Below are 24,930 nucleotides of genomic sequence, written 5' to 3' on the forward strand. Positions count from 1 at the left end.
CGATTATCTTCATTGAAAGACAATTGGGCAACAGGGTAATCATTTGAGGTTCTTTGAATCGGTTTGTAGTAGTTGTATAAACTAAAAAGGCACATAAAAAATAATATATGATTAATAAATAATTTAACAAAAAGGTTATTAAATTATGGTAAATATATTTACATATTATGAGTGAGATTATATTTAAATTTGGACCATTATATGAGTGTAACCTTATCGTGCATTTATTTTTTTCTGTGTCACATGATGTTTAATGTTTTTGTGTATTTTTATAATATAGCAACAATGATATAACCTACTTAAGGGGAAAAAATGAAATTATCAGTAAATGAAATATCAAAAAAGAAGGTATTGCATGAGATTTCTTTCTCAATCGTTGATGGTGATCGAATAGCCTTGATTGGTCCGAATGGATCAGGGAAAACTACGATTCTTAATATTATTATGGATTTAATGTCACCCTCCTCTGGATACGTAACAAAAGAAAATATAAAAATGTCGGCAGTTTTTCAAAATAATATACTTGATAACGATTTAACTGTATACCAAAACATATTTTGCAGAATCAAAGATCCAGTTGCCATATCATATATGATGGAAAAAATGAAACTTTTACGCATAGATTCTCATCTACAATATTCAAAACTATCTGGAGGGCAAAAAAGAATTGTTAATTTTTTACGAGCAATTGCAGCAAACCCAAATTGTTTGATTCTAGATGAGCTTACTGCCGGCATCGATTTAGAAACACGTCAGATTATTTGGAGAAACATTAATGATTATCTAGATAATCATTCAGAGAATTGTATCCTATACACAACACATTTGCTTGATGAGCTAAACAATGCAAATAAAATTATATTTATATCAAGCGGAACAATTAGATACATAGGAAATGTGGAAAACTTTATGAAAAGTACCCCGAAAGTTAAATTAACGTTTAATAACAACGTTAAATATTTCAATACATCTAATGACGCTATTAAATTCACAATTGATCACAAAGTATCTGATGAGTATTTTGAAATAAAAAAAGTAAATTACTCTGATTTACTTGAAAATTGGGAAAGGAAAATTTGATATGTACAAAAGATTTATTTGGAGAAATCTTTTACTTTATACCAAAGATCGATTAGGAATATTCTTTTCATTTTTGGGTATGTTTATTAGTTTGTTCATATACATATTTTTTTTACGTTCCAATCTGATTGGTGAATTTAAAGACATTGCCAATATTTCCAAGTTCATTGATACATGGATGGTAGCGGGATTAATTTCAATTGTTGCAGTGACTAGTCCATTGAATGCGTTTGTGCAAAAGCTTGAAGACATGGCAACGAATAGACTTGATGATTTTATAGTGAATGATAACTTACAGGCTAATAAAATAGATAAATTATATACTTTAACATCAATTATCGAGGGTACACTTTCAACAATGGTTTTTTCAATTGTATGTTTTACATATCTTTTAATTAAGTACCAATTCAACGTTTTTGATATAAGAATAATTGAGGTTCTCTTATTTAATAGTTTCTTAGTAATTGTCTCAAGTTTAATCTTTTCTTTTATAACTGATTTTTTAAAAACAACCTCCAGTTTTTCTTCTTTATCCGCGATTGTTGGTACTTTAGCTGGATTTTTTTCAGGCACTTATATTATCTATGGTGAGCTTCCCAAATTTATGCAAAATTTTTTGAATATTTGGCCAGGGTATCAAATTGCTGCAATTACACGAGAAAAGCTCATTAGTGGAATTAATGTCAAAATACCATTGGGAACATTAGTGTCCTTGGGAGTCAGTTTCGAATATTCAAAATCCATGTTAATCACAGGAACAACCTGCTTAGTATTTATCATTCTTATTTTAATAAAAGATAGATTAAAATCTTTCGGAGCTTTCAATAAAGGCTAAGCTTGATTGTGCTCTCATCCTAGTATTTGCTACATCTGATTCAAGATAGATGTGTCATAACTGAATCAATTAGAATAGGAGCTTTTTTTATGAAACGATATACCAATGTATTTAAAGAAAACATTGTAAAAATGAATCATGAGAAGAATCATTCTGTGCATTCACTTTCAGAAGAAGATGGCGTTTCTCAAGCTCTGTTCTTGATCAAGCAATCTAAGATTTCTTTAAACGATACGATAATCTTCCTTCAACGACTTTTGTATGTAGCTTTTGGTCATCTCGAAAAATGATTTTATCTTTTGAATTCGAAATATTGAAATTTGTGTATGTTATATTTAGAAGATTTAGGATAGAATTTAGTTGGGGCATCACAGTATTTCCTTTGTACGATTTGGTTTGGTTGCTTAAATCATAACAATGGACTGTGAGGTCCTTTTTGTATGCCAAAAAGAACGGAATAAAAAAATGATATTAGCTTTCATCAATACCAGAAAGTTTGAATATCAAAAACAGAAAATGAAGTGCTCACCAAATGAGCACTTCATTTTCTATTTTCTGATATTTAATGTTAAATCTTGATTATCCCCTGATCCTCTAAATTGTAAAAGAACTGGTGATTTTTTATTTTCCAATTGATAAATTCTTGTTACTTTTGCTGATTGACCTTTATTCAATGTTTTGTATAAATCATCTCCCAAATTTTCAGTTAATTGATCATTTGAATCCTTTAACTTTTGATATGGGTATATTGTAGAATCGATAATTCGATCAGGGTCAATTGATTCAGAACCCTTGTTTGTTACCTCATATAAAATAGCAATGGCATGTTTACCAGACGTCTCATTACCATTTGTGTAAGGCTTAATCACTTTGGTTTTTTGTACATCAAATTTCACGTCATCAATCAACACATTGTGACGATCTATGTTTTTAGAACAGCCTGTTAAAAATATTGCAAAGATTAGAACTCCAATAAGTGAGAACAGAGTGGTAGTCTTTTTATTCATTATTAATCCCCCAAGTTGTTCAGCTTTTAACGTCAATCAGATTTTGGACGGTTTTTAATATCTTTGAAAATTTGAATGTTATATATTATTTAATATTGAAAATTATTTGTTGATTTCCATGTCCTGAATAGAAAGTGGTAATTCAATGTTATAGATATTGCATTCATGGATAAGAGATTCTAAAACGGTATATTCATAGTCCGATATGACAGTAGTAATCAATAAATGAAAAACAGTAAGATTTTTAAATCTTGCTGTTTTTTTTGTCTAATTATATAAGAAGATGATAATTTTAAATTTAATTTGAAATATTTATATTTAAAATACTATCCACAATTTTTTTGTGAAAAACCTATCATAAATAACAATTTTACGGAAAGTATCTACGATTAGCAACTATATATAAATTAATTTGATAAAATTTGATAATCATTCACATATGAAGATGATTTGAGGGAAATTTATTTTTATATATGATTTTTAACGTTTCAAATAATCAATAGAAAAATATTGAGATATCAAAATGAAAAAGTCGACTTTAAATGATTTGAAATATGAATAAATAATGGTTGATAAAATAATCTTGATGGGCATATTATGTACCCGTATTCACAGCAGTAAATGTTTCAAGGGAGGGAACATTTATGGAAAAGTCAAAATTAATATATCTATCCATGGCGATTTTGATCTTAACGACATTTCCAGTGAAATTATTTTTGGCGATTTCTGCCAAAGTTGATGCCGATAAAATGTCACAAGTACAACAGGCAACAGACTCTAATAAAGCTTCAATAGCTCCACAAAATAATCAGGGACAAATCACCACACCAGCTAATAATCTATCTCAGGATTCAAATAAAACACGAATAGATTCCAGCAAGGATTCTTCTTCTAAGGCTCAGGATAATTCAGACAAGATTGAGAGTCGTTCTTCGAATACTCAAAGTGATGATGAAGCCACGACACGTTCTGCCACTAGTGATTCTCAAATTACACCAGCTCATCCGGTAAGCAAACCTCCAGTAAAAATTTTAGGAGTTTCTATCACATCAGGTTTTACAACCCAACCTAAAGATCAAAATTTATATGTTGGACAAGCGTCAACCATTAATCCTAAGTGTAAAGTTACTTTTGCAGATGGAGCGGTAGCAAATGGTGTGGGCTTAATTTATTTTTATCAATGGTATGTTTCAAATGATGGGAAACATTGGGAAAAACAAGGCTCATTCAAACTCAGGGCAACCACGACCTTTGTTGGGACAAACCAAAAGGTGGGCAAAAAATATTATCAGTTAGGCTACGAGGCCAGGCGGATAATTTTAGGTATCACAAGGCCAAGTATTTCTTTTTATTCAAATGTTATTACAGTCAACATCCATAAAGATAAGGTCCCAACTAAAAAGATTCATATCAGTTCTTCAGATTCGTATTTATACAACAATATGAAAGATGGTGATTCCACGCAGCTAACGGCTGTAACTGACCCGTCAGATACGACAACCAAACTGGTTTGGAAGTTAAAGAATCCAGTTGACCAGCCGGACATTGCTAAAATCGATCCGGACACTGGTGTCGTGACTGCTAATAATGATGGGATTTCTGGCGAAACCTTGGTTTATGCAACAGCTACAAATGATTCAACAGACATAGTTCCTAGTAATGAGATTCCTATAACGATTGGTGGTGAATTGGATGATCAAAGTGTGGATTCAGGACAAAGTGCTACATTTAGGCTTAAAGGTGCTGAAAACACTGATCAATTCACGTCAATTGATTGGTATCAGTTAAAGAATGGCAAGAAAATAAGATTGACTGATTCAGGGACTAGTCAATTGGAGTATAAAAAAGATAAAGTTGATTCTTCAGATGACAATTCATTATTTTATGCGGATATACATTTTAAGAAACAAAATGAACAGGATAAAGAATTTATTTTACACACCAATAAAGCCAAATTGAAGGTTAACTATGATGGTCGGATCAATTATAGTTTGAAAAATCAAATTTTTGATATTTCAAATCCTGAACAGCAAATTGGGAAGACCCACGCTAAAAATGTATTCGCTGGGGACAAATTAAAACTGGGAATTACCATCACCAATGACAATACAGATATCAAAGATAAGCAGGGCATCATTAAATTTACCTTACCTGATTTCGTAGAAGCGGATTCAGAAAAATCAATGGTCGATAATGAGACTCCAATCAAATTAACTTCAAAATCATCTGGTGGAAATACCGTTTGGAGTGTTCCTTATCAAGACCTGCATCAAGGTCCATCGCAAACTTATCAACTAAATTTTAAGGTCAATTCGATGATCAAAGATTTAAACTTCAAAATCGATCCTGAATTAGTGATCAATGATTCCAATGGTTCAACGATGGCAAATAGTTTTAGAGGTAATTATTTATTGGCCGATTTTGTGCAAAATCAATTAAGTTTGCAGCCAGTTGATTTTAGTTTTGGGCGAATCGTTTCACCCCAAGTCGATAAAATATATTCGGCTTTGCGTATGGGAACAAACGAGGAAATTTTGAAGGTAAATGATAGTCGACGTCAAAAAGACAGGTTAGCTATTACGCTGGAGGTTGATCCAGAATATCGTTTTCAATTACCAGTTGACCTAATGTTTATTGATGATCATGAAACAAAACATGATCTTAAACAAGGACCAGTAACATTGGAACAGTCACTTCAAAATCAAAATGCTAAATCAATCGTTTGGGATGATGGCGAGTCGCTGGGACTGCAATTTAATTCAGAAGACTCTAAGGCGGGTCAATAGTCAATTCCTTTAGTATGGCAAGCAGTCGACAGCATCAAATAAAAAAACGGATAATCTACAAGAGGTCATCTCTTATAGATTATCCGTTTTACTGTTTTTACAGATTACTTTTTAAAATTAATGAATTGCAAACGCATGGCGTTCAAGACGGCGATAACTGTCACACCAACGTCAGCAAAGACGGCTTCCCACATACCGACCATACCTAAAGCACCGAATAACAGGAATAAGACTTTGATGATTAAAGCAAATGAGATATTTTGTATAACGATACCGCGTGTCCGTTTGGCAATCTTGATAGCTTTGAAAACTTTTGATGGTTCATCACCCATGATGACAACATCAGCAGCCTCAATAGCGGCATCAGAACCAAGTCCACCCATTGCGAAGCCAATATCAGCGTTGGCTAAGACAGGTGTATCGTTGATCCCATCGCCAACGAAGGCAACTTTCTTATTGTTTTGATGTGAATCACTAAGTAGATCTTTGACGATCTCGACCTTATTTTCCGGCATCAAGTTACTGTAGACTGAGTCTAATTTGAGCTTTTTGCCAATCGAATTACCGATTTTTTCATTGTCACCAGTCAACATAGCTGTTCGTTTAATGCCGTGATTCTTCAGCAATTGGATAGCTGAAGCCGAATCGGCTTTAGCTTCATCAGCAATGACGATACTGCCCCAGAATTGACGGTCAACAGCTAAATAAATGACAGTTCCCAAAGTTTTTGATTTTGAGAAATTGATTCCAGCGTCTTTCATTGCTTTACTGTTACCTAAAATGATATGTTTGTCACCGATGTCAGCTTGTAGACCGTGCCCAGCTTGTTCAGAAGCGTTGGTCACTGGGAAAATCTTTCCTGAGAAACCCTTTTGAATCGAAAGGGCAATCGGATGAGTCGAATTTTGTTCAACACTAGCAGCGACTTGTAATAATTTATTGGCATCGATGCTTTTTGCAGGTGCAACTTCGACAACTTCAAATTTACCTTTGGTCAAAGTTCCAGTTTTATCGAAAGCCACTGTATCAACGAAATTCAAGGCTTCCAAATAATTACTGCCCTTAACTAAGATACCTTGCTTGGAAGCAGCTCCGATCCCGCCGAAGAAACTTAATGGGACCGAGATAACTAAAGCACAAGGACAGGAGATGACTAGAAAAATCAGGGCCCGATAGACCCAAGTGTTCCACTCACCGGAAAATAACAGCGGTGGGACAATGGCTAAAGCAACCGCAAGGAAAACGACGATTGGTGTATAGATTTTCGCAAACTTAGTAATAAATTTTTCTGTGTTAGCTTTTTTGTTGCTAGCATTTTCAACTAAGTCTAAAATCTTAGCAACAGTTGAATCACTGTAAGCTTTGGCAACACGAATCTCCAAAGTGCCGTTTTGATTGATCGAACCACTTAAAGCTTGATCACCAGTCGTGACTTCTTGGGGCATTGATTCACCTGTCAGAGCTGATGTATCAACTGAAGAAATGCCTTTAATAATCTCGCCATCAAGGGGGATCTTTTCTCCAGGCTTGACCAAAATTATTTGACCGATGGTAACTTGAGAGGGGTCAACTTGTTTTGTTTGGTCGGCAACTTTTAAAGTGGCAAATGTGGGTTTTACTTTCAGTAGTGCTGAAATTGATTTTTTTGATTTATTGACGGCAACATCTTCAAAGACATTCCCAAGTTCATAAAATAGCATGACTGCGATGGCCTCAGGATATTCCCCTAGGGCAATTGCACCGATAGTGGCGATACTCATCAAAAAGTTTTCATCGAAGATCTCGCCGTGAAAAATATTGTTGATAGCTTTAAAAACGATCCGCGAACCAATCACTAAATATGCAACGATAAAGACGAGCGTCGATAGTGGGCCAGGCAACAGCGAACTAACTCCAATCAATAATAAAATTGAAGCAATTAAAAGCCGGACGACAGTCAACTTTGCGCTATTATCAAGGTTGGTTAAGAGTTTGGGTGTTTTCTTCTTTGATTTATAATTAGATTGAATATCATAGGATTTCATTGGTGGGCCTCCTCGGAAATCGTTTACATGCACATTTGAATATATGAACAATCATTCATGTATTGATTATAATATAATAAAACCTAGTGAATTTCAACCAGAGGATAATTTATGGAAAACGAAAATTTTGAGATTGAACATCAAAAAGCACTGCACAATTTGAAACGGAACATTCCTAGTGATGGGGATCTAGAAGCAATGGTCAATATTTTTAAGGCTTTCGGTGATATGACCAGAGTTAAAATCATCTTAGCTTTATCAAAAACGCCTTTGAGTGTTGGGGAAATTGCTGATACGTTAGATATGAGTCAGTCATCGATCTCGCATCAATTAAGTATTTTGAAGCAACTCAATTTGGTCTCAAATGCTAGACGAGGACGAAACATCCATTATCGCTTGAGCGACCAACATATCATTACCATTTTTAATCAAACCAAGGAACATATCATCGAAGATGAAAACGAGTATTAAGCTAAAATGATTGACTTCCTTGTCAAAATGATTAGAATGTTGTCTAAGTATTAATAAAGGAGGTAAATAATTATGAAATATCGTGTAATGTTAAATACTGATACTCAATTGTTTACCGTAGTCGACAAGAATAACAAGAATTCTTTTGCAAACGGTAAGACAATTGAAGAAGCCGTTTCTAAATTAAAATAAATTCCAATTTAGAACAAAAATAATATCGAAATATGAAATTGATGAACGTCTACAAATCCTTATTTGTAGGCGTTTTTTGATTTCGACAACAGTTGCCATTCGGTACCGAAACATATTAATATATAAATATATTAATTAGTATTTAAGTTGTTAGGATAGAGGTCGAATACTGAGGTCAAAAGGCTAAAAAAAACGTCAATATTGCTCTAAATATCGGCGCCTTTTTCTAGTCAATAAAGTACAGTTACATAACGAAATTGGTTATAATTAATTGAAAATATGTTCAAAACTCCACAATGATTTTTGCAAAAAATATTTAAGGAGGAAGACCTACCATGCGGCATAAGAAAAGGAAACTTTTAATGGTTATGCTGCTGAGTATGATTATGATCCTTAGTTTTTTCAGTACTACAAAGGACTCAGCAGATATAGCTCGAGCAGATGATACTGAAGTAACACCACTTTTCAAACCTAGTCCTGATCCAGTGAAGATTTTATTTGTCTACTGGACTTCAGGCTTTACCCTTCAACCAACGAGCCAATATACTTATGTTGGCCAACCGGTGACTTTAAATACTGATACGGTCATAACTTTATTGGATTCAGTGACAGGACTGTACCGTTACAAATATCAATGGTATGACTCAGCCGATGGCTTAAATTGGGGTGAGACTAATTCGGCAACCAAGAAGGACGTCACGATTGACCCGACTGAAGTCGGCACGGTCTATTATCAACAAACTTATACCAGAAATGTTATCTTAGGTGATCGATCCGGTTACTACTCAAAAGTGGCTTCGATCACGACTTACCCAGAGCCTAAAGATGCCACAGCAGTTGATGTGACAGTTGATGATGACTATCTGTACAATTCACTTGAAGAACCGGCAACTACTTATGCACGTGCCAAACCAGATCCATACGACTCGACTGCCAAGCTGAGCTGGTCGATTGATGACACTAGTTTAGCTACGATCGACTCAAAAACTGGTTTGGTAACAGCTAACAATTCTGGTAAATCCGGGGTAGTCCATGTTACTGGGACGTTGACCAATAGTGATGATTCAATCGTTGAAGACAGTGAAAAAATCACGATTGGTGGCGGACTAAATGACCAAACAGCTAATGAAGGCGATTCGGCAACCTTTAAGATCCTCGGACAGTGGGATGAAAAACCTGAATCGATCGTTTGGCATAAAGTGGCCAATGGAAAAGACACCACCATCAGTGATGCCAGTGATTTGTCTTACAAAACTCCGGCAACAAGCATGAGTGATGATGGCAGTCAGTATTATGCAGTGATAAAAATCAGCCAAGATGATGCTAACGGTAAACCTCAAATTACTACTATTACTACTAATAAAGCTAAATTGACCGTTATACCGAGTACTTTGCCAAAAATATCTTTCAAAAGCAATATTTATAATTTAACTAATGATGATCATAACAGTGATGATACTGGTATCCATGGTGTCATTGCTCAAGATGAAATAGTCATCAAAGGTTCAGTCAAAGATGAAAATCAGTATTCGGAAATGACTGATGGTCTGATTAAAGTTAAATTACCAGCGAACATGACCCCAACAACAGTTTTGTTGGATGGACAAGCATATGATGATTATTCTTTAGTAGCTGATCCGACTGATGCAAACGTTCGGGATCTTCGGATCCATAATATTGATTTTAGTCAAAATAGGAGTCACGATTTTGAGATCCAAGTTCCTGCAGCAAGCAATGACAATTTACAGTTTGTCACAACGCCCAGTCTGGATTGGCAAAAGTCTAATGCCAAGGATACCGATGGGACTTATTCTGGCAATCCGTTGTCGATGGACTTCTCCGATGATAAATTGACTGCACAAGCAAACGATATTAGTTATGGGACATTGAAGTTCCAAGATGTAGGTAAAGATATCAATGGGAATGTCAATGGAACGAATAATACTGACAAAAATCTTTTAAGTGTCCAGGATAACCGTCGGAATAAGGTGGCGACACAGATATACCTTTCTCAGAAGAACCCATTTAAGGATGGGGAGACCACTTTACCAGCTGAGCTACGCTATTATTATCAAGGGCAGTATCGATTATTGAATGAAAATGATACTTTGATTTCGAGCAGTTCATCAGGAGCTAAGCTCGATTCAGTTGGTAATGATTTGGACCAAGGTTTACGTCTCTACGTTAATCCAGGTAATTTCAGGCCTGGTAGTTATAGTTCTGACTTAGTTTGGACGATCACTGATGCACCAGAAACATAATTTGAGACTAACAATTCATAATTGAATGAATTGTTAGTCTTTTTTTTGTTTTAAAAATAGCGATGACCGTTGATTTGTTAGCACTCACGACATAAAAATAAATAAAATTGTATGACATTTTGAATTTTTTATGAGCGTTAATTTTGATAATAGCTAATTGTTTGTATAATCTTTTACTTACAAATTGAAGGGAGCTATTAATATGATTGATGAATCACAAGTAACAACAGACCGTATTTCACTAGAAAAAGAGGCTTTGGCATTCAGTATCGCCAATGAGACTCATCCACGGATTTACGAGCTGCCAGAAGCTGAAGGCCGTGCTTTGTTGGATGAGGTGCAAAGCAGCCCAATTAAAAAGGCTAATGTAGATATTGAAGATCGTCAGGTTTCCACGGGGCAATGGGGAGATATCAATGTCCGCATCATGCGCCCAGAAGCAAATTATGATGTTTTACCAGTGATCCTTTATCTTCACGGTGCCGGTTGGGTCTTTGGCGGTGCTCATACCCATGACAAACTGATCCGTGAATTGGCAGTCAGGACACACTCAGTGATCGTTTTCCCAGAATATTCATTATCACCTGAAGCAAAATATCCAACAGCAATTGAACAAAATTATGCAGTGATGAACTGGTTAGTTGAACATGCTTCTGAATTGAAAATTGATGCCAGTCGTTTAACAGTCTCTGGTGACAGTGTCGGTGGTAATATGGCAACAGTTATGACGATCATGTCCAAACAGCGCAAAGGTCCAAAAATTAGTCAACAACTACTTTATTATCCAGTAACTGACGCCAATTTTGAAACAGGCTCTTATAATGAATTTGCGGAAGGCTACTTTTTAACTAAAGAAGGGATGCAATGGTTTTGGGACAAATACACGAATGATCCTGACCAACGAGCAGAGATCACTGCATCACCATTACGAGCTAGTTTAGAAGATTTAAAAGACTTACCTGCAGCAATGATCTTGAATGGTGAAGCCGACGTTTTACGAGACGAAGGTGAGGCCTATGCAAAAAAACTACGTGATGCCGGTGTAGAAGTGACTCACATGCGTTTTCAAGGAATGGTCCATGACTTCGTCATGGTCAATATGTTAGATAGCTCAAAAGCCACACGAGCAGCCATGGATGTTTCCACCAAGTGGCTCAATAAGCGTAATCAAAAATAATTATTTAGCAATTTAAATTAAAAAGAGCAGTCAATTCAAGATTTTGATTCTTGATTGACTGCTCTTTATTTTATTCAAGTTTTCCAGTAGCAAAATAGTCGGCTATTTGAGTTTCGTTATGTGCTAACCAACCGCAGGCTGCTGCGGCGATAGCGCCGACTAGATCATCTAAGAAGACGTTGATCTTGCCAGTTGATTTGTCATTTAGTTTACCTAAGATACCATGTTTTAACTTATCAACGTAACCGTAGTTAGTTACGGAGACTGATCCATAGAGGCTGGATAAGGTGATGGCTAGATTTTCATCGACACCATAGGTAGATTCATCAGTTCGCATGATTCTCTCCATAGGAGCCGATAGCAGGTCTTTTTCAGCTAAAATATCTAATTCTATTCCAGTCATAATTGCATTTTGGGCTTCACGTTTGTGTAAAACTTTATTGATAGCGTAAATCGCTAATTTTTCATCGAGACCGTGAACATATTCTTTTTCCAGGAACATCACGATTTCAGCGATATCTTTCATTTCCACACCGCGTTTACTTAAATTTCTGACGATGTGTTGATAGTATTGCTCATTTAATTCAACATCTGATGGCATAATAAATCTCCCTTCAAGTGAACCTATGAATAATATAATTTGTCGTAGATCTAAAAAGCAAGTTATATATTTTGAATACATAATAGTTCATTTGGTTTAAAATGTAGACATATGAACAGATATGGGGGATAGATATGACATTTTATTCGTATGCTTATTTGGTCGATCAAAATAAAACACCGAATTTTATTTTCATCATTGCGACGATCATTTTAGCGATAGCCTTACTATTCACGGCCTACCGTTATTATAAAAATCGCAATGACAACAAGTATCGTGATCTGTTGATAATTTTTCTTTTCGCAATGGTTTTAGTCGTTGGGATCAATTACAACAATTACGAAAAAGATTTGGATGTTAATAATAAAACTAATCAAACCATCGAACTGATGGAGTCAATCGCCAAAAACAAGGATGTCTCAGCTAAAAAACTGTATTCAAATAGTTCCACTTTAGCTGAAGGAATGCTGATTAAAAATGGCAAGACGATTTATCGAGTATCGTTTGATGATAATCAAAACAGTTATACATTGACCAAGGTTGGCTTAGTCAACAAAGATGATGTAAAAATACAAAAGTAGAGGGTAAGCTATGGATTTATCATATGGAGATTTAGCACTAAAATTCACCGTCGGATTTCTTTTCATGGTCATCCAGATCAATTTATTTGGAAAAAGTAATTTGGCACCGACCAATGCCATCGACCAACTACAAAACTATGTTTTAGGTGGCATCGTTGGTGGGATGATCTACAATCAGTCAATCACCTTGCTGCAATTTACCATGGTCTTAGTGATTTGGACATTGATCGTCTTCATCGCTAAATTTTTGACTAGTCACAGCAATATCATGAAAAAAATCATTGATGGTACACCCTCAGTTATCGTTACTAAGGGGAAAATCGATGTTGACCTGGCTTTGAAAAATGGTCTGACAGCTTCAGATTTAGCTTTTAAACTCAGACAAGCAGGCGTTTATGATATCCGAGAAGTCAAACGGGCAATTTTTGAGCAAAACGGTCAACTGACGATCGTTATGAAAAATGAAGAGAACATCAAATATCCAATCGTTCTGGACGGAAAGATCAATGAGGAAGAATTAGAGATCTTGGATAAAGATGAAGATTGGGTCGAGAAAAAATTAGACGAGAAAGGTCTAAAGGTTTCAGAAGTATTTTTAGCCAATTACATCAATGGGAAAGTTATCGCTTACAAATATTAATTCATATACAGCTGACAAGCACCCAGAAGTATATTAAAATTGATTTGAGGTGAAAATAATTAAAAAGTCAATTAAAACAGCTGTTATCAGTAGTGTGCTTGCACTTGGTTTGTTAGGTTCATCAGTTGGTGCTTTAGCTCCTGTAACTCAAGCTGCTACAACAGAGACAACAACTGAGTCACAATACCAATTGCCACATGTTGTTAAGATTGAAACGGGAAATTTTTATTATCAGATCAATAAACCAATCGGTTTCCAAACCTTAGACGGAATCAGCCCATTGATGCTAATTAATCCGGATGGCATAATTAGAAATTCGAAGGTTAAGGTAACTATGAGCGATGGCACCGTTTTATTGCAGTTTGGTAAAGATAACGTTTACTACGTTGATGCGAGCCAAGTTACAGTCTTTTCACATGTTCGCTAAATAATTCTTAAAAAAAGCCGCTTGGCGGTTTTTTTATTTTTTAGACGGGTATGATGTTTATCTAGAGGGAGATGACATTTTAAAAATGAATGGAGATCTAAAAAGACGACTGGGTTATTTGATATTTGCCATTATTTTGGATGCTGCGGCAAATGGATTGATGATCGCAAGTAATATGGGAAGCGCCGTTTGGATGGCGTCAGGTGTCAATATATCCAGTCTGATCCACGTTTCATACGGTAATACATTGTTTGTATACGCAATATTGGTTTCAATTACAAATCAAATTTTATTGAGGAAATTTGATGCACACATTTTGATCTCCAATTTACTATTTTCACTACCGTTTAGTTATTTAGTTGGATTTTTTACCAATGTTTTCGGGATGTTAAATTTAGCCGACTTGAACATGTTTTGGCGATTACTATTAGACATCTTAGGATTGATCGGAGTTTCAGCCGGAACATCGATTTATCAACGTTGTAATTTGATTCAACACCCAAATGATGAATTAGCATATCTGTTGAGATTCAAATACTTACACGGTTCAGCTGGGTGGGGACAACTAGTGAGTTACACACCACCAGTAGTTATCATGATTATCTGTTTCATGATAACCGGTTCAATTCAATCAGTCGGTATCGGAACGATTTTAGCCATGTTTATTCAAGGAGTGATCATCGGCTGGTCAGATAAATTGATCGTCCCATCACTTAAACATCATTTAAGAATCGGAAAAACAAATTAAAAAAAAAGAGCGCACCTTTTCATGGTCAGCTTTCGAGTATTAACGAAGAAATCTCGGTAATCCGCAGTTTGGATTAGCGAGATTTTGTAGTTAAGCGGAAAAAGTTATGAAAAGGTGCGCGTTTTTGAAATTTGTAATCGGAACGTAATCGCAAAAAATTTAAAAATCAGTCGTGACGGTGCTACAATACATATATAAATATTTTTATGGAGCTGATACCAAAATGAAAGATAGTGAACCTAATCCCGGCAATAATCCAGAGGGTGGAGAAAAGAAATCTCAACCTGGTCAAATAATGTCGATCATTGTAGCCATTGGTGGGACGATATTTTTGTTTTTCTGGTTCCTGCTTTATAAACAACAAAGTAGTTTGCCAATTTATTTGTACTGCCTAGCACCACTGATTATGTTGCTCGTTTTGAATTTTTCCTTCAATCTAGCTTACAAAGTAGGAAAGAACTGATTATAAATCTTTTCTCATTTCATGATGCAAAATGCCAGCTTCTTCAAATTGGTCGCCAATCGTCTGGAAGCCAAGTGATTCATAAAACTTATGGGCTTGATCTTGAGCGCCAAGGATAATATATTGATATCCTTGGCTTTTTGCTTGTTTAGAAATAAAATTCAACAATTCAGATGCCAGTCCTTGGTGACGGAACTCTTTCAAAATTGCTACTCGTTGAACGTGGACGCCGTTGTCATCAGTTGGGTAGTAGCGAGCGACACCGGCAGCTTGGTCATTTCGATAGAGTACAAAATAAGTGCAATCTTGTTCACCAGCAACCTTCAATTCTTGAGGGACATTTTGGTCTTTAACAAAAACAGCTTTGCGGATCAGAAGACCATCTTGGTAGATTTGAGAATTCAAGTCAGTTGATGATTTGATTTTGTTCATTTGAGCACCTTCTAAAATAGAATAATGATTTAATTATAATTCTTTTTTAAAAAAAAACACAAAAAAAAACAGACCCAAAGGTCTGCTTTAATATTAGAAGATATCTATTATTTGATAGATGGTGTACCGAACCATTGGATACGTTCTTTAGTAGTATCTGTAATAGCCTTTGCACCAGGTGCAAGCAACTTACGTGGGTCATAACCCTTTTCATCAATGTCCAAGTCTTTCTTGTCTTCGATATATTTACGTGTTGCTTTAGCGAATGAAAGTTGTAATTCAGTATTAACGTTAACTTTTGAGATACCCATTGAAACAGCCTTGATGATTTGGTCCTTAGGAATACCTGAGCCACCATGCAATACAAGTGGTGTATCAATAACGTCAGCTAATTCCTTAAGACGGTCAAAGCTTAAGCCTTTCCAGTTGTCAGGGTAAACACCATGAATGTTACCAATACCAACAGCAAGGTAGTCAACGCCTGTAGCATTAAGTGTCTTAGCTTCTTCAACATCAGCTAATTCACCAAGACCAACGATACCATCTTCTGTACCACCAATTGAACCAACTTCTGCTTCAACTGAGATACCCTTAGCATGTGCTAATTTAACGATTTCTTTTGTCTTTTCAAGGTTTTCGTCGAATGGTAAGTCATGACCATCGAACATAACTGAGTTGTAACCAACTTCGATACATTCTTTGGCAGCTTCATAGTTACCATGATCCAAGTGCATTACAACTGGAACTGTAATACCCATTGATTTAACTGTGTCTTGTACAAGGTGTAGACATAATTCATATCCACCCATATATTTAGCAGCACCCATTGATGTTTGTACCAATACTGGTGTTTGTGTTTCTTGAGCAGCGGCCAAGATTGAACGTGTCCACTCCAAGTCATTGATGTTAAAAGCACCAACAGCATAGCCACCTTTACGGGCTGCATTGAAAATTTCATTTCCATTTGTTAAAGCCATTGAAAAAGTCCTCCAATAAATTCATCTTTAGAATACATGACCTATTTTAACGCAAAATCTAAGTAATTTATATATGTTTCTCAAAGTATTCACTAATATAGAAATAGTCTAATTCGTGAAATAATCCTAAGGGACAGTGTAGATTAGCACAACCGTCTGATTAGTGCTGATTGAGTTTGTGATTAAAAACTGTAGTAGGGATAAAATGAAAACGCAACCAGTATAAAGAGGCAAATAAAAATATACCACCAATATTTAAATCCATCTGTTTTGGTAATTGTATTGTAGATGGCCATAACTAAGAAAAAAGACGTTAAGGTCAATAAGATCCCCACGCAAATAAGCCAGATAATATTTGTCATAAAAAAATCCTCATTCATATATATTTGTATCCATATTGAATTGTATCAAGTGTAATTTAAAGTAAACTTAAAACGGTCTGTCAATTAGTAATGGTGGACCCATTTCTGATATACTTCTAATATAATCATCATCTGAGGTGAATATTGTTGAAAAAAGTAAAAGTTATGACCGTCTTTGGTACTCGACCAGAGGCAATAAAAATGGCTCCATTAGTTTTAAAACTAAAACAAAATGCTGATCGATTTGAGACCGTGACTGTCGTGACAGCTCAACATCGAGAAATGCTAGATTCAGTTTTAGAGATCTTTAAAATCAAACCTGATTACGATCTCAACATCATGAAAGAACGCCAAACACTTAGTGGTATTACAGGATTGGTACTCAAGATGTTAGATACGATCATCGAGAAGGAACAACCAGACATTATCCTTGTCCATGGTGACACAACTACAACCTTTAGTGCTAGTTTGTCAGCCTTTTATCACCAAACAACGATCGGACACGTTGAAGCAGGCTTAAGAACTTGGAATAAATATTCTCCATGGCCAGAAGAAATGAATCGGCAAATGACCGATGACCTAGCAGATTTATATTTTGCTCCAACTAACAAGAGTAAAGCAAATCTTTTGAAGGAAAATCATCATGAGAAAGGCATCTTCGTAACTGGTAATACAGCTATCGATGCTTTACAAAGCACTGTACAAAAAGAATATCATCACGATGTCTTAGATATTATCGATCCAGATAAGAAGATGATCTTAGTAACGATGCACCGTCGTGAGAATCAGGGCGAACCAATGAAACACGTCTTCACAGCGATGAAAAATGTTGTCGAAAAACATGATGATATTGAGTTGATCTATCCAGTTCACCTTAATCCCGTTGTTCAGGAAACGGCGAAAGAAATCTTGGGAGATGTCGATCGTGTTCACCTGATAGAACCATTAGATGTCCTAGATTTCCACAACATGGCTTCTAAGAGTTATTTCATCATGACTGATTCTGGTGGCGTGCAAGAAGAAGCACCATCACTAGGTAAGCCGGTACTAGTTTTACGTGATACCACTGAAAGACCTGAAGGTGTCGATGCTGGTACCTTGAAGTTAGTGGGGACTGACGCAAAAGTCGTTGAAAAGGAAATGAGCCGTCTGATCGAAGATGACGCTGAATATCAACGTATGGCTAATGCTAAAAACCCCTATGGTGATGGTCACGCATCTGAACGAATCCTTGATTCGATCAGTTATTATTTTGGCCAAACTGAGACTAAACCAAACGAATTTAAATAAGTATGAATAAAAAACGCATCTGATCGATAATTTCAAGAAATGAAATTACTGATCAGGTGCGTTTTTTTATACTTGGCGTTCTTTTTGACGTTTTGTGCGTAAATTTTTAAATCTTTCCATTAAATGACGGTTGTTGTAATCGAAGATCCATTTGGAAGAATAATAATTGAATAGGCCAACAATAATTTGGTCGATAGCTTTGATGATCAAATTATTCCACGGCAAGATCAGGACGGCAACAATCATGAACAAATCATCTATGACCAGAGAAAAGATCCGTGACAGTAAGAAGTAGCCACCTTCGTGGAATAATTTTTTGTAATCGGTCATCTCGGTTTGAAAGACATAGTATTTGGTCACAAAAAACGAAAATAGATTGGAAATAAACCATGCAATCGTATTTGCTAGCCAAAGCTGCATGGCTAGATTATTGTGAGCAAGGTTAAAAATGGCAATGTTTAGAACCGAGGCTAAGAAACCAAAGAGACAATATACTAAGAATTCCCGATGCTGTTTAAGCATTTTCATAATTTACAGGCCCATTTCTTTGGCAGTCTTATAAAGTTGTTCGGCAAATTTATCTAAATTATCGATATCGTCTTGTTCTGGTTCGAGTTCAATTTTGACTGATTCAGCACCTTTGGTAGCTCCGGTCTCATCGAAGGTTTTGGCAAATTCATCGACAGCACTACAAAAATCCTCGTAAAATGTGTCACCGGAACCACAAGTCCCATAGACCTTACCTGTTAAATCAAGATCTTCCATATCTTCATAAAAATCAAGGGCTTCTTCGGGAACGATACCTTGATCGTATGTGTAACTAGCGATGATGCAAATATCTGCGTCCTCAAAGTCACTAGGATCGGTTTGAGAAACTTCACTCATTTCGACATCTGCATTGAGTTCTTCAAACTTTTCTGTTAATACATAGGCAATATCTTCATCATTACCAGTTATGCTAGCATATACGATTTTTACTTTTGTCATAATTATTAGTCGCCTCATTTTAAAATATCTTGAAACATTATAGCAAAAATTAAGCGTTACCACCATCTAAACAAGAATTACTAAGTAGAAATTATTGATAATGTTATACTGAAAGTAATATTTATTTTGAGGGGCAATTATAACGATGATAACATTAAAATCACCACGCGAAATCGAAGGAATGAGAAAGTCTGGAGAGCTTTTAGCTAATACTCATATTGGTTTAAGGGATATTATAAAGCCAGGTATTTCATCATGGGAAATTGAGAAATTTGCTGATAACTATATCACTGAACATGGTGGGACACCATCTGAAAAAGGTTTCGAGGGATATAAATTTGCTACATGTGTCTGTGTCAATGATGAGATAGCACATGGTATTCCTCGGAAAAATCTGATTTTAAAAACAGGTGACGTCGTCAAAGTTGATATGACTGTTAACTTAGATGGCTATGAAAGTGATTCATGCTGGACTTATGCGGTCGGCGAGATTTCTGAAGAAGATCAACGATTGATGGATGTGACTCATAAAGCTCTATATTTGGGAATCGATCAAGCTGTCATCGGTAATCGTATCGGTGATATTGGCCATGCCATTCAAGAATACGTTGAAACAGAGAATCATATGGGAGATGTCCGTGATTTGATTGGACATGGTATCCAACCAACTATGCATGAATTACCAAATGTACCACATTATGGTGAAGCCGGGACTGGTTTAAGGTTACGTGAAGGTATGACGATTACAATTGAGCCAATGGTAAATTTAGGAACTTGGGAAATCAGGGACAAGTTCGTTAAAGAAGACGGTTGGGAATATTTTGTCTCAGCTGATGGCACTAAATCAGCTCAATATGAACATACGATTGCGATAACTAAAGACGGTCCAAAAATTTTAACTTCACAAGATCCAGAATATGATGCAAAATATCGTTTAAAATAATGGGCAATTAAATGAAAGATATACAACAAAGTGAAGTGCCGATCTTCAAACAAAATATTTCTAAACGGCAAAAATTTTTAGGATTTGCAAAAGAAGTTGCAGATGCAATGAGCAAATCAAATATCGGGATGTCCTCTAAAGCCATAACTTACTATATTTTATTGGCTTTGTTTCCAGCTGTGATCATTATTGGTAATTTGATTCCTTTGTTGCACTTGAACCGGCCAACAGTTATTTCTTACATCGAATTTATTTTGCCTCAAGATCTTCACAATTATTTAATGCCAACTATCATTCAGGTTTTGTCAGATTCTAATAAGGGAATCTTATCTGTTGGTATTATTTTGGCCATTTGGGCAATTTCACGTGGTATTAACGTGGCTCAAATGACGATGAATCAAGCCTACGGGTTTGATGTTGATAGTTTATACGCTGATACGACGTTCTTTAATTTCATCATTCGTCGTTCAGTGGCATTTTTGATGACCTTCACTATGCTGATTGCTGGTGTTGCAGTCGTCAGTGTCTTCACCTTTGGCCAGTCGATTTTAGAGTTGATTTTACCTAAGATGGGCTTGAATCCGAGCTTTTTGGATGAATTTTCACGTTGGAAATGGCCAGTTGCTATTGTTATAATGTTCTTGATTGTTTTTGCTTTATTCTATTTTTTACCTAATGTACGTTTGAAAATTCATTACGTTTTGCTTGGTACAGTGATAGCATCTTTGGGAATTTTGATTTTGTCGCAACTTTTTACCTATTATTTAAATTATTTTGGAACATCTTGGAATAACTATGGAACAATTGGTGCTATCATTATTTTTCTCTTATGGATGAACATGACTGTAATTATTTTTCTGTTTGGAAATGCGGTCAATGTAGGTTTCGCAGAGGCTAGTCGTGGTCCTTTCCTACATGAAAAAACAAGCAAACTAACCAATATTTTAAAGTCACATGAAAAGGAAGAATAACAGATGAAAGTCAGAAAAGCTATTATCCCTGCAGCAGGTTTAGGAACAAGATTTTTGCCAGCAACTAAGGCATTGGCTAAGGAAATGTTGCCAATTGTTGATAAACCAACGATTCAATTTATTGTCGAAGAAGCTAAAGCTTCTGGTATCGAAGATATTTTGATCATTACTGGTAAGAATAAGCGCTCGATCGAGGATCATTTTGATTCTGTTCCCGAACTAGAGCAAAATCTTAAGGCCAAGAACAAGACTGAACTGTTGAATGTCGTTCAAAAGACGACTGATCTAGGAATCAATTTGTATTATAGTCGTCAAGCTCATCCAAATGGGTTAGGCGATGCAGTAGCTCAAGCTCGTTCATTTATTGCTGACGAACCCTTTGTAGTCATGCTTGGTGATGATTTGATGAAAGATAAGGTTCCTTTGACAAAGCAATTGATCGAAGATTATGAACAAACACATGCTTCTACCTTGGCTGTTATGCAGGTCCCTAAGTCGGATGTATCAAAATATGGTGTCATCGATCCAGAGGGTCAACAACGTCCAGGACTATACAATGTTAAACGTTTCGTTGAAAAGCCTAAGGTGGAAGATGCGCCAAGTAATTTGGCAATCATTGGTCGGTATTTATTGACACCAGAAATTTTTGATTTGCTTGATACTCAAAAACCCGGTGCCGGTCATGAGATTCAACTGACTGATGCAATCGACCGTATGAACAAGACTCAACGGGTCTTTGCCCATGAATTTACTGGCCAACGTTTTGATGTCGGTAATAAATTTGGTTACGTAAAAACAAATATCGAATATGGTTTGACACACCCAGAAGTAAAGGATGAACTGAAACCATACTTGATTCAATTAGCCAAAGAGTTAGAAGCTGAAGATAAAAAAACTACGAAAAAATAGTTAACCTAAAAGTATGCGATCATCAGCGACTCTGAAACCAAAGAGTTGCTGATGTTTTTTTGTGTCTTTATAGAAGACCGGTAGGCGATAAAGTTCCTTTTTATTTAACAAAAGTAAAAATTCCCAATTTTTTAAGCCACGCAAATTGGATGAAGTCTGTAAATAAACAGCTCCATCATGAACTTCGATGTCGACCACAGCTAGATTAAGCTCTGATTGTTCGACAAATATGCGATTGTTTTTTTTGAAATCATTTAACATAAAAATCAGATCAATAACTCTCATCAAGACACCAGCGTTGTTTTTATTTGCTAAATAAATTATTATTTAAACTTAGGGTTATTCTACCAAAAATTAAAGAGGTAATGAATTTATGGATTCAGTCGTTATTATTGATGCTAAAAGGACCGCAATTGGCAAATTTCGTGGGCAATTTGCTGAATTGACGTCGGTACAACTAGGCACCAGATTGGTCAAACAGTTACTGAGTAACAATCAAGTTGACCCAGAAATTGTTGATCAATTTATCTTTGGCAATGTGTATCAAGCAGGGATGGGCCAAAATGTCGCCAGGCAAATTGGTCTAAATGCAGGTGGACGCGTTGAATCGACTGCGATGACGGTAAATCAAGTTTGTGGTTCAGGGATGAAAGCTGTTCATGAAGCCACTAATGCACTATTACTAAATGACGCTGATGTGATCGTTGCAGGTGGGGTTGAAAGTATGTCGAATGCGGCTTTTTATTCACATCGCGTCGGGAAATTAGAACCTTCAGACGAGCAGGGCGATACCTTATTTTGTGATGGTTTAGTCGATGCATTCGGAAATTATCCTATGGGGATCACTGCCGAGAACGTCGCCAAAAAATATCAGGTCACGCGACAAATGCAAGATGAATTTGCTTTACGTTCGCAACAAAAAGCTTTTGCGGCCACTGATATGATGGCTAAAGAGATCCTGCCGATCGAAGTGGCCGGGGACCAAGTCGTCAGCGACCAATCGATCCGTGGCAACTCTAATTTAGAAAAAATGGCGCAACTAAAGCCAGCCTTTAAAGAAGATGGGACAGTTACTGCCGGTAACTCATCACCATTAAATGATGGTGCAGCCGCCTTGATCATGATGCGTAAGTCAACGGCTGAGAAAATGGGTCTAGTTTATATTGCTGAATTGACGGGCTACGTCGAAGCTGGGATCGACCCAAGTATTATGGGTTATGCCCCTTATTATGCTATTAAGAAGTATTATCAAAAATATCAAACTACTCAAACTGATTTTGATCTCTTTGAAATCAATGAAGCCTTTGCTGCGCCTTCAGTTGCCTTAGGACGTGACTTAAATATCCCTGATGAAAAAATGAATATTTATGGTGGGGCAATTGCCCTTGGCCATCCATTAGGTGCCACAGGTGCAAGATTGATCGTTTCACTGATCAACTCACTTCAACAGGAAAACAAGCAAACTGGTCTAGCTTCACTATGTATTGGTGGAGGAATGGCCATGGCTTTAGGACTCAAACTATCATGAAAATATATCAAATGACTAATCAGCAACGGATCGATTATTTACAATCTCACGGCTGTTTAAATCCTGAGCAAGTAAAATTTTTGCAAAACGAAGAACCACTCAGCCAAGATATCGCTAATAGTCTGAGTGAAAACCAAATTGGGATTTTTGGATTGCCTTATGGGTTCGCTACGGATTTTCTAATTAATGGCAAGGAATATTTAGTGCCAATGTCTATCGAAGAACCATCAGTGATTGCGGCAGCATCCAATGGTGCAATGCGCGTCAAGGCTAGCGGTGGTTTTGAGGTGAAAACTAGTCAACATGTCATGTACGGTCAGATTGTTTTAGAAGATGGCACTGATGATAAGGTGTTCAATATTGAAAAACATCAAGCTGAGATCATTAAATTAGCTGAAGCTGCACGGCCCAGCTTATTAAAGCGTGGCGGTGGAGTCGTTTCATTGACTGTCCAGAAAGTTTCTGATTGTCTAGAAATTTTGATTGGCGTCAATACAGTTGATGCAATGGGAGCTAATATCGTCAATTCAATGCTGGAACAAATCGCTCCAAGCATTTCCAAGTTAGTTGATAGTAAGATTTTATGCTGTATCCTTTCCAATAGTGGTGAAGAACAGATTGTTAATGTAGATGCTCATGTATCGTTTGATAAATTAAAGACCAAACAAATGACTGGTGAAGAGGTCGCTCAACGGATCGTTCACTTAAGTGAATTTGCACGAAATTCAAAAATGCGGGCAGTGACTCATAACAAGGGCATTATGAACGGTATCGATGCAGTTTTGATTGCTACTGGGAATGACTTTCGGGCTCAAGAAGCGGCAGCCCACAGTTTCTTTGCTGACGAGTCAGGCTACCGGCCTTTTAGTTCTTGGGAGATTGAAAACGATCAATTGGTTGGTCATCTGCAAATGCCGATTGAAATTGGGACTGTTGGCGGGGCAATCAAGGCTTTGCCAATGGCTCAGTTAAGTCTAGCGATAATGAATATCAAGAATAGCCAGGAATTACAGGCAGTCATCGGTGCTGTTGGCTTGGCCAATAACTTGTCGGCAATCAGAGCCTTGGTTACGACAGGTCTACAAGCTGGACATATGAGCCTTCAGAGTAAATCTTTAGCAGTGTCAGCTGGAGCAACTGGGTCAGAGATAACAAAAATATCTGAACAACTGAATAATGAAAAAACATACACTTTAGAAGCTGCTCAAAAACTTTTGAAAAAATTGAGGAATAAATAA

At 36.3% G+C, this 24,930-nt stretch carries 26 protein-coding genes; 18 read left to right on the forward strand and 8 right to left on the reverse strand.

What is annotated here, in order from left to right; translation table 11 throughout:
* The first annotated feature begins 312 nt into the window (after positions 1 to 312).
* From FC27_RS07130 to FC27_RS07140, 3 genes are all read left to right on the forward strand, one after another.
* Positions 313 to 1,080, forward strand: coding sequence for an ATP-binding cassette domain-containing protein (locus FC27_RS07130; protein ID WP_010624376.1), 768 nt, complete (start codon positions 313 to 315; stop codon positions 1,078 to 1,080).
* A 1-nt stretch (position 1,081) separates the two neighbouring features.
* Entirely contained in the window at positions 1,082 to 1,915 is an 834-nt protein-coding gene (locus FC27_RS07135; protein ID WP_010624375.1) for a hypothetical protein, read from the forward strand.
* 89 nt (positions 1,916 to 2,004) lie between these two features.
* On the forward strand, positions 2,005 to 2,205 hold the full coding sequence (locus tag FC27_RS07140; RefSeq protein ID WP_010624374.1) for a hypothetical protein: 201 nt from the start codon (positions 2,005 to 2,007) through the stop codon (positions 2,203 to 2,205).
* A 258-nt stretch (positions 2,206 to 2,463) separates the two neighbouring features.
* On the opposite strand, the gene FC27_RS07145 is transcribed toward FC27_RS07140, so the two are convergent.
* The gene (locus FC27_RS07145; protein WP_010624373.1) at positions 2,464 to 2,922 is read right to left on the reverse strand and encodes a DUF5067 domain-containing protein; all 459 of its coding nucleotides are present in this window, start codon (positions 2,920 to 2,922) and stop codon (positions 2,464 to 2,466) included.
* Between the two features lie 644 nt (positions 2,923 to 3,566).
* On the opposite strand from FC27_RS07145, the gene FC27_RS07150 reads away from it, so the two are divergent.
* On the forward strand, positions 3,567 to 5,708 hold the full coding sequence (locus FC27_RS07150; RefSeq protein WP_010624372.1) for a hypothetical protein: 2,142 nt from the start codon (positions 3,567 to 3,569) through the stop codon (positions 5,706 to 5,708).
* Positions 5,709 to 5,812: 104 nt separating this feature from the next.
* Here the strand turns inward: FC27_RS07150 and FC27_RS07155 are convergent, their stop codons facing one another.
* Positions 5,813 to 7,732, reverse strand: coding sequence for a heavy metal translocating P-type ATPase (locus FC27_RS07155; protein WP_010624371.1), 1,920 nt, complete (start codon positions 7,730 to 7,732; stop codon positions 5,813 to 5,815).
* A 111-nt stretch (positions 7,733 to 7,843) separates the two neighbouring features.
* Here FC27_RS07155 and FC27_RS07160 point away from each other — a divergent pair, with 111 nt between their 5' ends.
* From FC27_RS07160 to FC27_RS07170, 3 genes are all read left to right on the forward strand, one after another.
* Positions 7,844 to 8,203 carry an ArsR/SmtB family transcription factor gene (locus tag FC27_RS07160; RefSeq protein WP_010624370.1) on the forward strand — a complete coding sequence of 120 codons (360 nt, stop codon included), beginning with the start codon at positions 7,844 to 7,846 and terminating at the stop codon, positions 8,201 to 8,203.
* A gap of 527 nt (positions 8,204 to 8,730) precedes the next feature.
* Positions 8,731 to 10,656, forward strand: a complete 1,926-nt coding sequence (locus tag FC27_RS07165) for an Ig-like domain-containing protein (RefSeq protein ID WP_010624369.1) — start codon at positions 8,731 to 8,733, stop codon at positions 10,654 to 10,656.
* A gap of 202 nt (positions 10,657 to 10,858) precedes the next feature.
* Positions 10,859 to 11,833: an alpha/beta hydrolase gene (locus FC27_RS07170; RefSeq protein WP_056938087.1), complete on the forward strand. Its 975-nt coding sequence runs from the start codon at positions 10,859 to 10,861 to the stop codon at positions 11,831 to 11,833.
* Between the two features lie 70 nt (positions 11,834 to 11,903).
* On the opposite strand, the gene FC27_RS07175 is transcribed toward FC27_RS07170, so the two are convergent.
* Positions 11,904 to 12,434, reverse strand: a complete 531-nt coding sequence (locus FC27_RS07175; RefSeq protein ID WP_010624367.1) for a phosphatidylglycerophosphatase A family protein — start codon at positions 12,432 to 12,434, stop codon at positions 11,904 to 11,906.
* 134 nt (positions 12,435 to 12,568) lie between these two features.
* On the opposite strand from FC27_RS07175, the gene FC27_RS07180 reads away from it, so the two are divergent.
* From FC27_RS07180 to FC27_RS07200, 5 genes are all read left to right on the forward strand, one after another.
* Entirely contained in the window at positions 12,569 to 13,015 is a 447-nt protein-coding gene (locus FC27_RS07180; protein ID WP_010624366.1) for a DUF3290 family protein, read from the forward strand.
* Between the two features lie 10 nt (positions 13,016 to 13,025).
* Positions 13,026 to 13,655 carry a DUF421 domain-containing protein gene (locus tag FC27_RS07185; RefSeq protein ID WP_010624365.1) on the forward strand — a complete coding sequence of 210 codons (630 nt, stop codon included), beginning with the start codon at positions 13,026 to 13,028 and terminating at the stop codon, positions 13,653 to 13,655.
* A 49-nt stretch (positions 13,656 to 13,704) separates the two neighbouring features.
* Positions 13,705 to 14,082, forward strand: coding sequence for a hypothetical protein (locus FC27_RS07190; RefSeq protein WP_010624364.1), 378 nt, complete (start codon positions 13,705 to 13,707; stop codon positions 14,080 to 14,082).
* A gap of 85 nt (positions 14,083 to 14,167) precedes the next feature.
* Positions 14,168 to 14,830 carry a DUF6198 family protein gene (locus FC27_RS07195; protein ID WP_010624363.1) on the forward strand — a complete coding sequence of 221 codons (663 nt, stop codon included), beginning with the start codon at positions 14,168 to 14,170 and terminating at the stop codon, positions 14,828 to 14,830.
* Positions 14,831 to 15,053: 223 nt separating this feature from the next.
* Positions 15,054 to 15,293, forward strand: a complete 240-nt coding sequence (locus FC27_RS07200) for a hypothetical protein (protein WP_010624362.1) — start codon at positions 15,054 to 15,056, stop codon at positions 15,291 to 15,293.
* Here the strand turns inward: FC27_RS07200 and FC27_RS07205 are convergent, their stop codons facing one another.
* The gene (locus FC27_RS07205) at positions 15,294 to 15,725 is read right to left on the reverse strand and encodes a GNAT family N-acetyltransferase (protein WP_010624361.1); all 432 of its coding nucleotides are present in this window, start codon (positions 15,723 to 15,725) and stop codon (positions 15,294 to 15,296) included. It abuts the gene before it with no gap.
* 107 nt (positions 15,726 to 15,832) lie between these two features.
* Complete coding sequence (fba, locus tag FC27_RS07210; RefSeq protein WP_010624360.1) at positions 15,833 to 16,702, reverse strand: class II fructose-1,6-bisphosphate aldolase; 870 nt, start codon at positions 16,700 to 16,702, stop codon at positions 15,833 to 15,835.
* 509 nt (positions 16,703 to 17,211) lie between these two features.
* Here fba and wecB point away from each other — a divergent pair.
* Complete coding sequence (gene wecB / locus FC27_RS07215; protein ID WP_056938088.1) at positions 17,212 to 18,354, forward strand: non-hydrolyzing UDP-N-acetylglucosamine 2-epimerase; 1,143 nt, start codon at positions 17,212 to 17,214, stop codon at positions 18,352 to 18,354.
* 66 nt (positions 18,355 to 18,420) lie between these two features.
* Here wecB and FC27_RS07220 read toward each other — a convergent pair whose 3' ends face one another.
* Entirely contained in the window at positions 18,421 to 18,882 is a 462-nt protein-coding gene (locus tag FC27_RS07220; protein ID WP_056938089.1) for a GtrA family protein, read from the reverse strand.
* Positions 18,883 to 18,885: 3 nt separating this feature from the next.
* Complete coding sequence (locus tag FC27_RS07225) at positions 18,886 to 19,341, reverse strand: flavodoxin (protein ID WP_010624357.1); 456 nt, start codon at positions 19,339 to 19,341, stop codon at positions 18,886 to 18,888.
* Positions 19,342 to 19,486: 145 nt separating this feature from the next.
* Here FC27_RS07225 and map point away from each other — a divergent pair, with 145 nt between their 5' ends.
* The 3 genes from map to galU are packed head-to-tail and all read left to right on the forward strand — an operon-like array spanning position 19,487 to position 22,164.
* The gene (gene map, locus FC27_RS07230; protein WP_010624356.1) at positions 19,487 to 20,284 is read left to right on the forward strand and encodes a type I methionyl aminopeptidase; all 798 of its coding nucleotides are present in this window, start codon (positions 19,487 to 19,489) and stop codon (positions 20,282 to 20,284) included.
* Between the two features lie 11 nt (positions 20,285 to 20,295).
* Entirely contained in the window at positions 20,296 to 21,255 is a 960-nt protein-coding gene (locus FC27_RS07235; protein ID WP_010624355.1) for a YihY/virulence factor BrkB family protein, read from the forward strand.
* A 3-nt stretch (positions 21,256 to 21,258) separates the two neighbouring features.
* The gene (gene galU, locus FC27_RS07240) at positions 21,259 to 22,164 is read left to right on the forward strand and encodes a UTP--glucose-1-phosphate uridylyltransferase GalU (RefSeq protein ID WP_010624354.1); all 906 of its coding nucleotides are present in this window, start codon (positions 21,259 to 21,261) and stop codon (positions 22,162 to 22,164) included.
* Here galU and FC27_RS07245 read toward each other — a convergent pair whose 3' ends face one another.
* Entirely contained in the window at positions 22,165 to 22,449 is a 285-nt protein-coding gene (locus FC27_RS07245; protein ID WP_010624353.1) for a hypothetical protein, read from the reverse strand. It abuts the gene before it with no gap.
* 88 nt (positions 22,450 to 22,537) lie between these two features.
* Here FC27_RS07245 and FC27_RS07250 point away from each other — a divergent pair, with 88 nt between their 5' ends.
* Together FC27_RS07250 and FC27_RS07255 are read left to right on the forward strand one after the other, a co-directional pair.
* Positions 22,538 to 23,692 carry a thiolase family protein gene (locus tag FC27_RS07250; protein WP_010624352.1) on the forward strand — a complete coding sequence of 385 codons (1,155 nt, stop codon included), beginning with the start codon at positions 22,538 to 22,540 and terminating at the stop codon, positions 23,690 to 23,692.
* Complete coding sequence (locus tag FC27_RS07255; RefSeq protein ID WP_010624351.1) at positions 23,689 to 24,930, forward strand: hydroxymethylglutaryl-CoA reductase, degradative; 1,242 nt, start codon at positions 23,689 to 23,691, stop codon at positions 24,928 to 24,930. Before FC27_RS07250 ends, FC27_RS07255 begins: the two co-directional genes overlap by 4 nt.

Source organism: Companilactobacillus versmoldensis DSM 14857 = KCTC 3814, assembly GCF_001434295.1.
Lineage (GTDB): Bacteria > Bacillota > Bacilli > Lactobacillales > Lactobacillaceae > Companilactobacillus > Companilactobacillus versmoldensis.